Source organism: Bradyrhizobium sediminis (assembly GCF_018736105.1).
GTDB lineage: Bacteria > Pseudomonadota > Alphaproteobacteria > Rhizobiales > Xanthobacteraceae > Bradyrhizobium.
Genome location: NZ_CP076135.1, coordinates 3,066,022 through 3,080,244, shown reverse-complemented (window position 1 = coordinate 3,080,244; position 14,223 = coordinate 3,066,022). Strand labels below are relative to the sequence as shown.

Sequence of the window (14,223 nt, the reverse complement as noted above, 5' to 3'; positions counted from 1 at the left end):
ACGGAACAGCATCAACCCCGGCCGCGATAGGGCGCGACGCCCTGATCGGGAATCCACATGCCCTTCGGCAGCTTGCCGGTTTGCCAGAACACGTCGATCGGAATGCCGCCGCGCGGATACCAGTAGCCGCCGATGCGCAGCCATTTCGGCTTGATCTCGGCCGTGATCCGCTTGCCGATGGCGACCGTGCAGTCTTCGTGGAACGCGCCGTGATTGCGAAAACTCGCGACATAGAGTTTCAGCGATTTCGATTCCAGCAGCCATGGCCCCGGCACATAGTCGATCACCAGATGCGCGAAATCCGGCTGGCCGGTGACCGGGCAGAGTGAGGTGAATTCCGGGGCGGTGAAGCGCACCAGGTAATTGGTGTCCTTCTGCGGGTTGGGTACGCGGTCGAGCTTCGCCTCGTCAGGCGTCCCGGGCCATTCCACGGCGCGGCCGAGCTGCAATGATTTTCGAGCCATCTTCGTTGTCCTGTGCGAGCGTTGACATGGACGCAAGCGGGCGTCGCCGTCAACCGTCAGCGCGACGCGGGGTCGGCCGGAAAGCGCACCAGCGCGCCGCGCTCGGCCGCATCCGGCGGCGGCCGGGACGCCGCCGGGATCGCGAGCAGCAACAGGAATGGGAACACTCTCACGCGGTGGTCTTGATCATAACCAGCCGGTCGGTGCCGGATTCGCCGCCCCAGGCTTCGCCCGGCCTGCCGGCCATCTGCCTGATATTGGCGCCGGGCTTGTCGCTGGGGAACGCGTTGAATTTCTCCGTCGCGGGATCGAAGCGCACGATCGCATTGGCCGCGAAATCGGTCAGCCAGACCTTGTCCTTGTCATCGACATAGACCGAATAGGTGCGGGGGGCGCTGCCCGGCAGTTTCCAGGCCTTCCAGGAACCGTCGGCAGGATCGTGCACCGACACGTTGCCGCTGTTCCATTCGCTGACCCAGAGCCGGCCTCTTGAATCCGACCACACCCGCCGCGCGCCCTGATGCGGCGTCGGCGGCTCGACCACGGATGCGTTGCCGGTCGACGGATCGATTTTGGCGATGTGATTGCCCGCGAGCGAGGCGTACCAGACGTCGCCCTTCGGTGTCACCGTGATGCCGTAAGGTCCGTGGCCGCGCGGCGCCTTGAACACGGTCATGTCACCCGACTTCGGTTCGAGCCGGCCGTAGATGCCGGACTGGCCGGTGAACCAGTACACACCGCTCTTGTCGAACGCGCCGGTGTTGAGGTTGGCGTAGGCTTCCCTTTCGGGCAGGCGGAACAGCGTGACCCTGTGATTGCTGGGGTCGACGCGGGCAATGGCATTCTGCCCGCCCTCGGTCACCCAGAGCGCCCCATCGGGGCCGATGACGACCCCGTGGGGGGCGGCGCCCTTGCCGAGATCGACCAGTTTGAACGAGCCGTCCCGCGGATCGAGCCGCCCCAGGGCGCCATTGTGCTGGCCGCAGAACCAGACCGCGCCATCAGGGGCGGGCGCGACGTCGCGCGAGCCCATGCCGGCGGCGACCGGATAATATTTCACCCGGAACGGGCCTTCCTGGGCGAGGGCCCCGCGCAACAGCGCCGGCGCGGCGAAGATTCCGGCGGCGGTTGAAACGAGAAACTGACGGCGATTCATTGCGTTACCTTGGGCTCATAAGAAGGAAGGTTTGGACGCTAAGATCAACCTTTAGGCAGCATAGCCCGACCATGTCCCCCCGTCAGGGCAAGCCGCGGGGCAAGCGTTCACATTTGCTTGCGCGCCGTGTAAGACGCGCCCCAACCAAGCCAGCACTATCAAGGGAAGCACAGGACATGACAGCCATCGTCGACATCATCGGCCGCGAAATTCTCGACAGCCGCGGCAATCCCACGGTCGAAGTCGATGTGGTGCTGGAAGACGGCTCAATCGGCCGCGCAGCGGTACCGTCGGGCGCGTCCACCGGCGCGCATGAGGCGGTCGAACTGCGCGACGGCGACAAGGCGCGCTATCTCGGCAAGGGCGTGCAGAAGGCCGTCGCTGCCGTGAACGGCGAAATCTTCGAGGCCCTGAGCGACATGGCGGTCGAGGAGCAGATCCAGATCGACCAGATCATGATCGATCTCGACGGCACGCCGAACAAGAGCCGGCTGGGTGCCAACGCGATTCTCGGCGTTTCGCTGGCCTGCGCCAGGGCGGCCGCCGAATCCTTCGACATGCCGCTTTATCGCTATGTCGGCGGCACCTCGGCGCGGACGCTTCCGGTGCCGATGATGAACATCATCAACGGCGGCGTGCATGCCGACAACCCGATCGACTTCCAGGAATTCATGATCATGCCGGTGGGCGCTGCGACGTTCGCAGAGGCGCTGCGCTGCGGCTCGGAAATCTTCCACACCCTGAAGTCGGAGTTGAAGAAGGCCGGCCACAACACCAATGTCGGCGACGAGGGTGGCTTCGCGCCGAACCTGCCGTCGGCGGACGCCGCGCTCGAATTCGTCATGGGCGCGATCGGCAAGGCCGGCTACAAGGCAGGAGGCGACGTCATGCTGGCGCTGGACTGCGCCGCCACCGAGTTCTTCAAGGACGGCAATTATGTCTATGGCGGCGAGAAAAAGACGCGCTCGCGTTCGGAGCAGGCCAAATATCTCGCCGATCTCGCCTCGCGCTATCCGATCGTCTCGATCGAGGACGGCATGTCCGAAGACGACATGGACGGCTGGAAGGAACTGACCGGTTTGATCGGCAGCAAGTGCCAGCTGGTCGGCGACGACCTGTTCGTCACCAACGTCACGCGGCTTGCCGACGGCATCAGGAACGGCCGTGCCAATTCCATCCTGGTCAAGGTCAACCAGATCGGCACGCTGACGGAAACGCTTTCCGCCGTCGAGATGGCCTACAAGGCCGGCTACACCGCCGTGATGTCGCATCGTTCGGGCGAGACCGAGGATTCCACCATCGCCGACCTCGCGGTCGCCACCAATTGCGGGCAGATCAAAACCGGCTCGCTGGCGCGCGCCGACCGCACCGCCAAGTACAACCAGTTGCTGCGCATCGAGCAGGAACTGGGCGGACAGGCGAAGTATGCGGGCAGGGCAGCGCTGAAGGCGCTGGCGTAGCGCCTTCCGCAAATCGTCAGATCGTTCGCCCCTTCGACGATCTTGCGACGACCGGCCGTTTCGCTGCTGTTGGTTTGACGTGCGCGGCCTGCCGGACGCGCTTCTTCACATCCGCGTCCGCGGTCTTCGCTCCGCCGCGGCGCGAGGCGTATTCCTGGCCGTCGATCGGCCCCACATGCGGGGGATCGCGACCGAGATACGGTCGGCCGATTCCGAACTGCTTCCCGTTCGCATCGACCCATTTCCAGAGGATTTCGGTCGAAGCCCAGCGTTGCGCCCGGTTTGTGCCGTTGACGCTCACGATGTCGGCCGCAAGCCCGCGGCCATAACCGCCGCGGAAACTGCCGCCATGGTACGACCTGTCGCTCGCCGCTTTCAGGCCGCTTGCGATCGATTGACGATAGTCGTCGCGGAACGCGCTGGTGATGCCGGGTTGCAGTCCGGCGGCTTCCGCGGCGTAAAGCGCATGAAACAGCTTCATCTTGAAGCTGCGATCCATGCCGCCGATCACGTAGTCCATCATCGACATGCCGGCTCGCTCCGCCGCTTTGGGATCCTTCCACGTGAAATCGTTATCGACCAGTCTGGTAAAGCTTCTGGTGACAGTCACCAGTTTGCCCTTCCTCTTGACGGTTACCTTCCGCTTCTCGATCTCCTTGATGGTGTCTTCCTTGGGTGTCCGCTGGTAGAGCGCCCAGAGGAACTGGTCGATGCAGGGCTCGGCCACCAGGCACTCGCCGACAATTTCAATGCGGCCGGCTGTTGTCGCGGCGTCCTCGGGCGGCGCATCGGCCGTGCTTGCGGCGGGCGCCTGCGCGGGCGGGATTTCCGGAGGCAGAACTTCCGCCGGATCGGTCAGTGCGGCCACCACGACCGGTTGCGGTTCTTCCAAAGCTGCCGTCTCGGAGACCGGCCTTGCCAGGAATTCGTCGGCTGTCGCAACATCTGACTTGCCGACCGCGGCGTAGCCCATGGCAGCTGGCTGCGGAGCGGCCGCCAGTTCGACGTTGGCGGCCAGAGACGGCGCAAGCCGTTCCACGACGTGCGCCGCACCGGAGGCCTCGATACGAGTTGAACCAATGCCGCCGAGGCTGACGACAGCCCAGCCTGCGATGACGACGGTTGGATAAAACGCCGCTGCTACGGTTGCCGATCGTCGCGGGTTCATGGTTCTAGCCCCAGAGGCTCCAAGCGAGCCAGGTTGCACATAGCCAAGCATCCGACGCCTGCGAGTTTCGGGTCACAATGTGGACGCGCAAGGGCGAATTCATCAAGTCATGACTGTTTCCGGGAATGTGTTGCCAGAGTGCAACGCGTCTCCGTGGCCGATTTTGGGGCGCGCTTCGCAGAGCGGATCGCCGGGAGCCGGGAGAACATACGGCTGGACATCATTGCCGACCGAGACCATACCGCCGATGGTTCTGGACAAGCTAAGCACGGATCGGCAACAGGAAGCTGGACCGCAGGCAGGGAGGAAATGAGTATGGGTGACGGCAAGACCGGGCTGCAACTGCGCTCGCTGCTGAAGAAGAGCGGCGAACTCGAACTGTCGCTGGTGAATATCCCGACGCCCGAACCGGCCGACGACGAAGTCGTGGTCCGTGTCGAGGCCGCGCCGATCAACCCGTCCGATCTCGGGCTAATGATCGGCCCCGCCGACATGTCGACCGCCAAGGCTTCAGGCACCAGGGACGCTCCCGTCGTGACGGCCAGAATGCCGGACGCGGCTATGAAGATGATGTCGCCGCGGCTCGATGAATCGATGCCGGTCGGCAACGAGGGCGCCGGCGTGGTGATCAAGACCGGATCGTCGGATGCCGCCAAGGCGCTGATGGGCAAGACGGTGGCGATGATCGGCGGCGCCATGTACACGCAGTACCGGGTCCTGAAGGTCAGGGACGTGATGGAGCTGCCGGCCGGCGCTTCGCCTGCCGACGGCGCATCATGGTTTGTCAATCCGCTGACCGCGCTCGGCATCACCGAGACCATGCGGCGCGAAGGTCACAAGGCGCTGGTGCACACCGCCGCCGCATCGAACCTCGGCCAGATGCTCAACAAGATCTGCATCAAGGACGGCATCGGCCTCGTCAACATCGTGCGCAGCAAGGAGCAGGCCGACATCCTGCACAAGATCGGCGCCAAATATGTCGTCGATTCAACCGCGCCGACGTTCATGGACGACCTCACCGGCGCGCTGGTGGAAACCGGCGCAACGATCGCGTTCGACGCCATCGGCGGCGGCAAGCTGGCAGGCCAGATTCTCACCTGCATGGAGATCGCCGCCAACAAGACGGCGAAGGAATACAGCCGCTACGGCTCGAACGTGTACAAGCAGGTCTATATCTATGGCAGCCTCGATAACCGTCCGACCGAATTGAGCCGGGCGTTCGGTTTGACCTGGGGGGTCGGCGGCTGGCTCCTGACGCCGTTCCTGCAGAAGATCGGCCCGGCCGAAATCGGCAGGCTGCGCCAGCGCGTGGCTTCCGAACTCAAGACCACCTTCGCCAGCCATTACACCCAGGTGGTGTCGCTGCAGGAGGCGCTGCAGCTTTCCCACATCGCCATCTATAACAAGCGCTCCACCGGCGAAAAGTACCTGATCAATCCGAACAAGGGCGGTTGAGGACAGCTGATTCCGGCGCCGTCGAATTCGGTGATTTGATCGGAACTCGCGGGATCTGAAACGACAGGCTGTCCCGGGTGGGGCAGCCTGTTTGCTTTCGGGCGGCGCTCCCCTCACTCGTTCAGATTTGATAATTCATGCACTTGCATCTTTATACGAGATAGCTAGGCTGGGGCCGAGCCGTTCCGGCACCCTGCGTCAAAAGGAAATTCCATGGCCACCCCGTTCAACGTCGTCGTTATTGCCGGCAGCCTCCGCAAAGAGAGTTTTTCACTCAAGATCGCCAACGCACTGGCCAAGCTCGCGCCGGCGACGCTCAAGCTCGACGTCGTCACCCTGCACGACATTTCGTTCTTCAATCAGGATCTGGAAGCCGCCCCCCCGGCCGACTGGGTGGCATTCCGCGAAAAACTGCAGAAGTCGAACGGGGTGCTGTTCGTGACGCCGGAATACAATCGATCGATCCCCGGCGTGTTGAAGAACGCCATCGACGTCGGATCGCGCCCTTATGGCAAGAGTTCGTTCCTCGGCAAACCGATCGGCATCGTCGGCAACTCACCGGGCGCGCTCGGCGGCGTCGCCGCCGTCAAGCATCTGCAAAACATCCTTCCGGGCATTTGCGGCCCGATCATGGGACAGCCGGAAATCTATCTGAACGGCGTCGGCGATGCCTTCGACGACAAGGGCAATCTCACCAAGGAATCGGCGCAGAAGGTGCTGCAGCAATATATCGACGCCTTTGCGGTGTTCGTCGAAAAGCAAAACAAATAGGCAAGCGCGGGGGCGGCGCGGGCGGGTATTAGTTTTCCGTTAACCGCGCCGCCGCATGGTATGTGCCATGGTCTCGCGCTCCCGACTCAAATCCCTGCTGACCGGGCTTGCCCTCTACACGATGGCGGCGGCCATGGTCGGTTATTTCGGCGTCAACGCCTATACCGGCAAATACGGCCTGAATGCGCGGCAGGAACTCGACCAGGAGATCATCGCGTTGACGTCGGAGCTGGCGCGGTTGAAGCGCGAACGCGCCGAGGGCGAGCAGCGGGTATCGCTGCTCAGGTCCGATCGGGTCGACCCCGATATGCTGGACGAGCGCGCGCGCTACCAGCTCGACTACGCCAATCCGCGCGATCTGGTCCGGACCGTCCACCCGAAGTAATCGTCATATTTCAAAATCCATCGAAATCGGTTTCGAAAATGTCGCATCGCATTGCACTGCGGCATAGCGAATTATTCGCCGCGTCACGCAATCCTTTCATGGCGGTTTGAGTTGGGATAGAGAGGGCTATTCGTTCTCTCATCCGGAATTGCCATGGCCGCACCGAAGAAAAGCGTCACGAAGGAAACGGGACAGGAAAAGGCTAACGGCTCGCCTCCGGAATTCACCAGGCAACAGGAACTCAGCGCACTGCGCGACATGCTGCTGATCCGGCGCTTCGAGGAGAAGGCCGGCCAGCTCTACGGCATGGGCGCGATCGGCGGCTTCTGCCACCTTTACATCGGCCAGGAAGCCATCGTCGTCGGCATGCAGATGGCCCTGAAGAATGGCGATCAGGTCATAACCGGATACCGCGACCACGGGCATATGCTGGCCTGCGGGATGGAAGCCAAGGGCGTGATGGCCGAATTGACCGGACGCCATGGCGGCTATTCCAAGGGCAAGGGCGGCTCCATGCACATGTTCAGCAAGGAGAAGAATTTCTTCGGCGGCCATGGCATCGTCGGCGCGCAAGTGTCGCTCGGCACCGGACTTGCCTTTGCCAACCGCTACCGCGGCAACGATAACGTCAGCCTCGCCTATTTCGGTGACGGTGCCTCGAACCAGGGCCAGGTCTACGAAAGCTTCAATATGGCGGAGCTGTGGAAGCTCCCGGTGATCTACATCATCGAGAACAACCGCTACGCCATGGGCACCTCGGTGACGCGGGCCTCCGCGCAAACCGATTTTTCCAAGCGCGGCATCTCCTTCAACATTCCCGGCAAGCAGGTCGACGGCATGGACGTCCGCGCGGTGAAGGCCGCCGGCGACGAAGCGGTCGCCTGGTGTCGCGCCGGCAACGGGCCCTACATCCTGGAAATGCAGACCTACCGCTACCGCGGCCATTCGATGTCGGATCCCGCGAAATACCGCACCCGCGAGGAGGTCGAAAAGGTCCGCCAGGATCAGGATCCGATCGAGCAGGTCCGCAACCGGCTGCTGGCGGCCAAGATGAGCGAACAGGACTTGAAGGCGATCGACGCCGAGGTGCGCGAGATCGTCAATGCATCCGCCGACTTCGCGCAGCACGACCCCGAGCCTGATGCGTCCGAATTGTGGACCGACGTTTATCGCTGAGCGCAGTTGAGAGAGCGAATTTCCTGGAGTTACCATGCCAATTCAAGTGCTGATGCCTGCGCTGTCGCCGACCATGGAGAAGGGCAACCTTTCGAAATGGCTGAAGAAGGAAGGCGAGGCGATCAAGTCGGGCGATGTCATCGCCGAGATCGAAACCGACAAGGCGACGATGGAAGTCGAGGCCACCGATGAGGGTACCCTCGGCAAGATACTGATCCCGGAAGGCACCGAAGACGTCGCCGTCAATACGCCGATCGCGACCATTCTGGCCGACGGCGAGACAGCAGCCGACCTCGGCAAGGCGCCGGCGCCGAAGGCCGCTCCCGTCGCGCAGGAAGTGGTCGAGTCGCGCCCGCCGGCCGGCGAAGGCAAGCCGGTGATGTCGGCCCCCGCCGTCTCCGTTGCTCCCGCGGCTGTTGCCGAACCCGACCCCGAAGTGCCGGCCGGTACCGAGATGGTGACCATGACCATCCGCGAAGCACTGCGCGACGCGATGGCCGAGGAGATGCGGCGCGATCCCGACGTCTTCGTGATGGGCGAGGAAGTCGCCGAGTATCAGGGCGCCTACAAGGTCACGCAGGGACTGCTGCAGGAATTCGGCGCCCGGCGCGTCATCGATACCCCGATCACCGAACACGGCTTCGCCGGCATCGGCGTCGGCGCGGCGATGGCGGGCCTGAAGCCGGTCGTCGAGTTCATGACCTTCAACTTCGCCATGCAGGCGATGGACCAGATCATCAATTCCGCGGCCAAGACGCTATACATGTCGGGCGGCCAGATGGGTTGCGGAATCGTGTTCCGCGGCCCGAACGGCGCCGCCGCCCGCGTCGCCGCCCAGCACAGCCAGGACTACTCGGCCTGGTATTCGCAGATTCCCGGCCTCAAGGTGATCGCGCCGTATTCGGCCGCCGACTACAAGGGCCTCTTGAAAGCCGCGATCCGCGATCCCAACCCGGTGATCTTCCTCGAAAACGAAATGCTGTACGGCCACACCGGCGAGGTGCCGAAGCTGGACGATTACGTGATCCCGATCGGCAAGGCGCGCGTGGTGAGAACGGGCGGACACGTTACCCTCGTGTCGTGGTCGAACGGCATGAGCTACGCGCTGAAGGCGGCCGAGGAACTGGCGAAGGAAGGCATCGAGGCCGAGGTGATCGATCTGCGCACGCTGCGTCCGATGGATACCGAAACCATCGTGGCGTCCGTGAAGAAGACCGGCCGCGCGGTGACGGTGGAGGAGGGCTGGCAGCAGAACGGCGTCGGCGCCGAGATCGCCGCCCGCATCATGGAGCACGCGTTCGACTATCTCGATGCGCCGGTGGCGCGGGTGTCGGGCAAGGACGTGCCGATGCCCTATGCTGCCAATCTCGAAAAGCTGGCGCTGCCCTCCGCGGCCGAAGTGGTCGCGGCCGCCAAAGCCGTTTGTTACAGGTAGGCCATGGCCGGGCCCAGGGAGCAGCCATTGCCTCCGGACGTCATGGGCCGCGATGACGCCACGGAGGTGTTGCGCGCCTTCGTCGTCGACGGCGGATTGTCCATCGCGTTCCAGCGCGCGTTCGAGGAGCCGGATATGTGGGGCCTGCTTCTCGTCGATATCGCGCGCCATGCCGCGCGCGCCTATGCGCGCGAGAGCGAATACACCGAGGAGGATGCGCTGGCGCGCATCGTCGACATGTTCGAATCCGAAATCGCGCGGCCGACCGACCTGGGCAGCACCACGCCGCGGTCGCAACAGGGTCACTGACAATGCCAATCAATATTCTGATGCCTGCGCTGTCGCCCACGATGGAGAAGGGCAACCTTGCCAAGTGGCTCAAGAAGGAGGGCGACAGGGTCAAGTCCGGCGACGTCATCGCCGAGATCGAGACCGACAAGGCGACCATGGAAGTCGAGGCGGTCGACGAGGGTACCATTGCGAAAATCCTGGTGCCCGAGGGCACGCAGGATGTGGCGGTCAACGACGTCATCGCGGTGCTGGCCGGTGACGGCGAGGACGTGAAGTCGGCGGGGGCAGGGGCCGCCGCCGCGCCGAAGGCGGCACCCGCCGCGAAGCCGGCGGCACATCCAGCCGCCTCATCCTTCGAGACGCCCGCGGCGCGGGCTCCTCAGGATGAGGCTCGAACCGCGAGTCCCGCTCCTCGCCCTGAGGAGGGCGCGAATGCGCCCGTCTCGAAGGGCGTGCAGCAGAGCAACGGCCATGCCCGCACGTTTTCGTCGCCGCTGGCGCGCCGGTTGGCAAAAGATGCCGGCATTGAACTCGCGCGCATCAGCGGAACGGGACCGCGTGGCCGCATCGTTGCGCGCGACGTCGAAGATGCAAAGTCCGGCAAGGGACTGAAGGCGCCTGCTGCCGCGCCCGGTGTTGCGCCGTCCATCGCTCCGTCGATGTCCGACAAGCAGATCCTGGCGTTGTTCGAACCGGGCAGCTACGAAGTGGTCCCGCACGACGGCATGCGGCGCACGATTGCGCAGCGGCTGACGGCGTCGGTGCAGACCGTTCCGCACTTCTACCTGACCATGGACTGCGACATCGGCAAACTGCTCGCCGCCCGCGAGGAGATCAACGCCGCCGCGCCCAAGGACAAGGAGAAGAAGCCGCTCTACAAGCTCTCGGTCAACGATTTCGTCATCAAGGCGATGGCGATCGCGCTGCAGCGGATCCCCGACTGCAATGTGAGCTGGACCGACAGCGGCATGCTCAAGCACAAGCATTCCGACATCGGCGTTGCGGTCGCAATGCCCGGCGGCCTGATCACCCCGATCATTCGCAAGGCCGAGACCAAATCGCTGTCGACGATCTCGGGCGAGATGAAGGATTTTGCCGCGCGCGCGAGGGCGCGCAAACTCAAGCCGGAGGAATATCAGGGCGGCACCACGGCGGTGTCGAACCTCGGCATGTACGGCATCAAGGATTTCACCGCGGTGATCAACCCGCCGCATGCGACGATCCTGGCGGTCGGCACCAGTGAGGAGCGCGCGGTGGTGCGGGGCGGCAAGATCGAGGCCGCGCACATCATGAGCGTGACCCTGTCCTGCGATCACCGCGCGGTCGACGGCGCGCTCGGCGCCGAGCTGATCGGCGCCTTCAAGATGCTGATCGAAAATCCCGTCATGATGATGGTGTGAGAAGCACGCCGGCACAGGGGGCAACGTTGAATGTCCGAACGCAGTGGCCCTGGATATCGATGCTGCTCGCAGGCATTGTTGCGCTCAATCCGCTTGGGCTCGACGTGATCCACGCCGCGTTCCTTTCAGGCGAGGCGCTGTCGCGAAACATCTGGGGACCGATTGCGCTGACCGGCATGGCGGTCATGGCTGTGGTCGTGCTGCTGGAATGGCGGATACGAACGTTCATCCTCAATCGTGGTGCGCGAGACACGACGACCACCTGAGTTAGACGGGAACCCATATGGCCGACACCTCCTTCGACATCATCATCATCGGCTCCGGCCCCGGCGGCTACGTCACCGCGATCCGCGCAGCCCAGCTCGGCTTCAAGACCGCGATCGTGGAGAAATCCTATCTCGGCGGCATCTGCCTGAACTGGGGCTGCATCCCAACCAAGGCGTTGTTGCGCTCGGCGGAAATCTATCACTACATGCAGCATGCCAAGGACTACGGGCTGTCGGCGGAGAAGATCTCTTACGACCCGAAGGCGGTGGTGCAGCGCTCGCGCGGGGTCTCGAAGCGTCTGAACGACGGCGTCGGCTTCCTGATGAAGAAGAACAAGGTGACGGTGATCTGGGGCGCGGCCTCGATCGACGCCCCCGGCAAGGTCACCGTGAAGAAATCCGCAGTCGAGGCGCCGAAGGGCGCTTTGGGCGAGGGTGCCTACCAGGCCAAGCACATCATCGTTGCCACCGGCGCGCGGCCGCGGGTGCTGCCGGGGCTCGAGCCCGACAAGAAACTGATCTGGACCTATTTCGAGGCGATGGTGCCGGAGAGAATGCCGAAGTCGCTACTGGTGGTCGGCTCCGGCGCGATCGGCATCGAGTTCGCGTCGTTCTTCCACACCATGGGCGCCGACGTCACCGTGGTCGAGGTGCTGCCGCAGATCCTACCCGTCGAGGACGCCGAGATCGCCGGCCTCGCGCGCAAGCGCTTCGAGAAACAAGGCATCAAGATCCTCAGCGGCACCAAAGTCACGAAACTCGAGAAGAAGAGCGACAGCGTGGTCGCCACCATCGACGACGGCAAGGGCAAGCCGCAGACGGTCGAGTTCGAGCGGGTGATTTCGGCGGTCGGCGTGGTCGGCAACATCGAAAATCTCGGGCTCGAAAAGCTCGGGGTCAAGACCGACCGCGGCTGCGTCGTGATCGACGGCTACGGCAAGACCAACGTGCCGGGCATCTACGCCATCGGCGACGTCGCTGGCCCGCCGATGCTGGCGCACAAGGCCGAGCACGAGGGCGTGGTCTGCGTCGAGGCCATCAAGGGCCTGCATCCGCATGCCATGGACAAGAACCTGATTCCCGGCTGCACCTATTGCCATCCGCAGATTGCCTCGGTCGGCCTCACCGAGGCCAAGGCGAAAGAGGGCGGCCGCGAAATCCGGGTCGGGCGCTTTCCCTTCGTCGGCAACGGCAAGGCGATCGCGCTCGGCGAGGACCAGGGGCTGGTCAAGGTGATCTTCGACAAGAAGACCGGCCAGTTGCTCGGCGCGCATATGATCGGCGCTGAAGTCACCGAATTGATCCAGGGCTACGTGGTGGCCATGAACCTCGAGACCACGGAAGAAGAGTTGATGCACACCGTATTCCCGCATCCGACGCTGTCGGAGATGATGAAGGAAGCGGTGCTGGATGCCTATGGCCGGGTGCTGAACGTCTAGCTCGTCATGCGCGGGCTTGACCCGCGCATCCATCGCGCTTCACAAGAGTCTTCAGTTATTGATGGATTGCCGGGTCAAGCCCGGCAATGACGAGATGAAAAGAAAGAATAATCCGTGAAAGACAATGACAATCTGACCGCCGAACGCCCGACCTTCGTGACCCATCTCGAATGTGCGATGGAGGGCGATCATTATCCCGCCGACCAGATTCACAACCTTTCCAGGGCCGGCAAGCCGCTGCTGGTGCGCTACGATCTCGCCAGCGTGAAGAAGGCGTTGACCAAGGACGCGCTGGCGCAGCGGCCGGCCGATCTCTGGCGCTACCGCGAGATGCTGCCGGTGCGCAAGGCGGCCGACGTCGTCAGCCTCGGCGAGGTGACGACGCCGCTGATCCGGCTGCCGAAACTGGCGAAGAAGATCGGCGGCGGCGAGATCATCGTCAAGGACGAGGGCCGGCTGCCGACCGGCTCGTTCAAGGCACGCGGGCTTGTCATGGCGGTGTCGATGGGCAAGGCGCTCGGCATCAAGCACATGGCGATGCCGACCAACGGCAATGCCGGCGCGGCGCTGGCGGCCTATGCGACCTCCTGCGGCATCAAGACCACGATCTTCTGCCCGGCCGATACGCCGGAAGTGAACGTCAGCGAGATCGAGCTGCAGGGCGCCACCGTCTATCGCGTCAATGGATTGATCGACGATTGCGGCAAGATCGTCGGCGAGGGCAAGGCCAAGGCCGGCTGGTTCGACACCTCCACCCTGAAGGAGCCCTACCGGATCGAGGGCAAGAAGACGATGGGCCTCGAACTCGCCGAACAGCTCGGCTGGGACGTGCCGGACGTGATCTTCTATCCGACCGGCGGCGGCACCGGCCTGATCGGCATGTGGAAGGCGTTCGCCGAACTCGAAGCGATCGGCTTCATCGGCTCGAAGCGGCCGCGCATGATCGCGGTGCAGGCGGCAGGCTGCGCGCCGATGGTGCGCGCCTTCGAGGCCGGCACCGAGCACGCGCCGCGCTGGGAGGATGCCCACACCATTGCATCGGGGATCCGCGTGCCGCAGGCGATCGGGGATTTTCTTATCCTGCGCGCGGTGCGCGAGAGCAAGGGATTTGCGATCGCGGTCGATGACGAGAAGATTTCTGCCGCGCTCAACGAAGTCGCGCGTGAGGAAGGCCTGTTGCTGTGTCCGGAGGGTGCTGCAACCTATGCCGCCTACAAACAAAGCCTGGCCGATGGTCGCGTGACGAAAAATGACCGGGTGATGCTGTTCAATTGCGCGACAGGGCTTAAATATCCGCTGCCGCCGGTCACGCGTACGCTCGATCGCCACCAGCCGATCGACTACGCTAAGCTGTAAT

The 14,223-nt window shown here is 63.7% G+C and carries 14 protein-coding genes; 11 read left to right on the top strand and 3 right to left on the bottom strand.

Annotation, left to right across the window (positions count from 1 at the left end; translation table 11 throughout):
* Positions 1 to 11: 11 nt before the first annotated feature.
* A complete protein-coding gene (queF, locus tag KMZ68_RS14675) occupies positions 12 to 464 on the bottom strand; it encodes a preQ(1) synthase (protein WP_215612010.1) in 453 nt (150 codons plus the stop codon).
* A 169-nt stretch (positions 465 to 633) separates the two neighbouring features.
* The gene (locus tag KMZ68_RS14670; protein WP_215612009.1) at positions 634 to 1,620 is read right to left on the bottom strand and encodes a Vgb family protein; all 987 of its coding nucleotides are present in this window, start codon (positions 1,618 to 1,620) and stop codon (positions 634 to 636) included.
* A gap of 176 nt (positions 1,621 to 1,796) precedes the next feature.
* Here KMZ68_RS14670 and eno point away from each other — a divergent pair, with 176 nt between their 5' ends.
* Positions 1,797 to 3,080 (top strand): phosphopyruvate hydratase, encoded by a 1,284-nt coding sequence (gene eno / locus KMZ68_RS14665; RefSeq protein WP_215612008.1) that lies wholly within the window; start codon positions 1,797 to 1,799, stop codon positions 3,078 to 3,080.
* 16 nt (positions 3,081 to 3,096) lie between these two features.
* Here the strand turns inward: eno and KMZ68_RS26030 are convergent, their stop codons facing one another.
* On the bottom strand, positions 3,097 to 4,248 hold the full coding sequence (locus KMZ68_RS26030; RefSeq protein WP_249779363.1) for a peptidase M15: 1,152 nt from the start codon (positions 4,246 to 4,248) through the stop codon (positions 3,097 to 3,099).
* Between the two features lie 315 nt (positions 4,249 to 4,563).
* Here KMZ68_RS26030 and KMZ68_RS14655 point away from each other — a divergent pair, with 315 nt between their 5' ends.
* The 10 genes from KMZ68_RS14655 (at position 4,564) to KMZ68_RS14610 (ending at position 14,222) form a co-directional block, all read left to right on the top strand.
* Positions 4,564 to 5,703, top strand: coding sequence for a zinc-binding dehydrogenase (locus tag KMZ68_RS14655; RefSeq protein WP_215612007.1), 1,140 nt, complete (start codon positions 4,564 to 4,566; stop codon positions 5,701 to 5,703).
* Positions 5,704 to 5,916: 213 nt separating this feature from the next.
* Positions 5,917 to 6,474: an NADPH-dependent FMN reductase gene (locus tag KMZ68_RS14650; RefSeq protein ID WP_215612006.1), complete on the top strand. Its 558-nt coding sequence runs from the start codon at positions 5,917 to 5,919 to the stop codon at positions 6,472 to 6,474.
* A 67-nt stretch (positions 6,475 to 6,541) separates the two neighbouring features.
* A complete protein-coding gene (locus tag KMZ68_RS14645; RefSeq protein WP_215612005.1) occupies positions 6,542 to 6,859 on the top strand; it encodes an FtsB family cell division protein in 318 nt (105 codons plus the stop codon).
* A 153-nt stretch (positions 6,860 to 7,012) separates the two neighbouring features.
* A complete protein-coding gene (gene pdhA / locus KMZ68_RS14640) occupies positions 7,013 to 8,035 on the top strand; it encodes a pyruvate dehydrogenase (acetyl-transferring) E1 component subunit alpha (RefSeq protein ID WP_215601825.1) in 1,023 nt (340 codons plus the stop codon).
* Between the two features lie 34 nt (positions 8,036 to 8,069).
* Positions 8,070 to 9,470, top strand: coding sequence for a pyruvate dehydrogenase complex E1 component subunit beta (locus tag KMZ68_RS14635; RefSeq protein WP_215612004.1), 1,401 nt, complete (start codon positions 8,070 to 8,072; stop codon positions 9,468 to 9,470).
* 3 nt (positions 9,471 to 9,473) lie between these two features.
* Complete coding sequence (locus tag KMZ68_RS14630; RefSeq protein WP_215601827.1) at positions 9,474 to 9,779, top strand: DUF5076 domain-containing protein; 306 nt, start codon at positions 9,474 to 9,476, stop codon at positions 9,777 to 9,779.
* A gap of 2 nt (positions 9,780 to 9,781) precedes the next feature.
* Positions 9,782 to 11,161 (top strand): pyruvate dehydrogenase complex dihydrolipoamide acetyltransferase, encoded by a 1,380-nt coding sequence (locus KMZ68_RS14625; protein WP_215612003.1) that lies wholly within the window; start codon positions 9,782 to 9,784, stop codon positions 11,159 to 11,161.
* A gap of 26 nt (positions 11,162 to 11,187) precedes the next feature.
* A complete protein-coding gene (locus KMZ68_RS14620) occupies positions 11,188 to 11,427 on the top strand; it encodes a hypothetical protein (RefSeq protein WP_249779362.1) in 240 nt (79 codons plus the stop codon).
* 17 nt (positions 11,428 to 11,444) lie between these two features.
* Complete coding sequence (gene lpdA / locus KMZ68_RS14615) at positions 11,445 to 12,866, top strand: dihydrolipoyl dehydrogenase (protein WP_215612002.1); 1,422 nt, start codon at positions 11,445 to 11,447, stop codon at positions 12,864 to 12,866.
* A gap of 114 nt (positions 12,867 to 12,980) precedes the next feature.
* Positions 12,981 to 14,222 carry a threonine synthase gene (locus tag KMZ68_RS14610; protein WP_215612001.1) on the top strand — a complete coding sequence of 414 codons (1,242 nt, stop codon included), beginning with the start codon at positions 12,981 to 12,983 and terminating at the stop codon, positions 14,220 to 14,222.
* Position 14,223 lies beyond the last annotated feature (1 nt).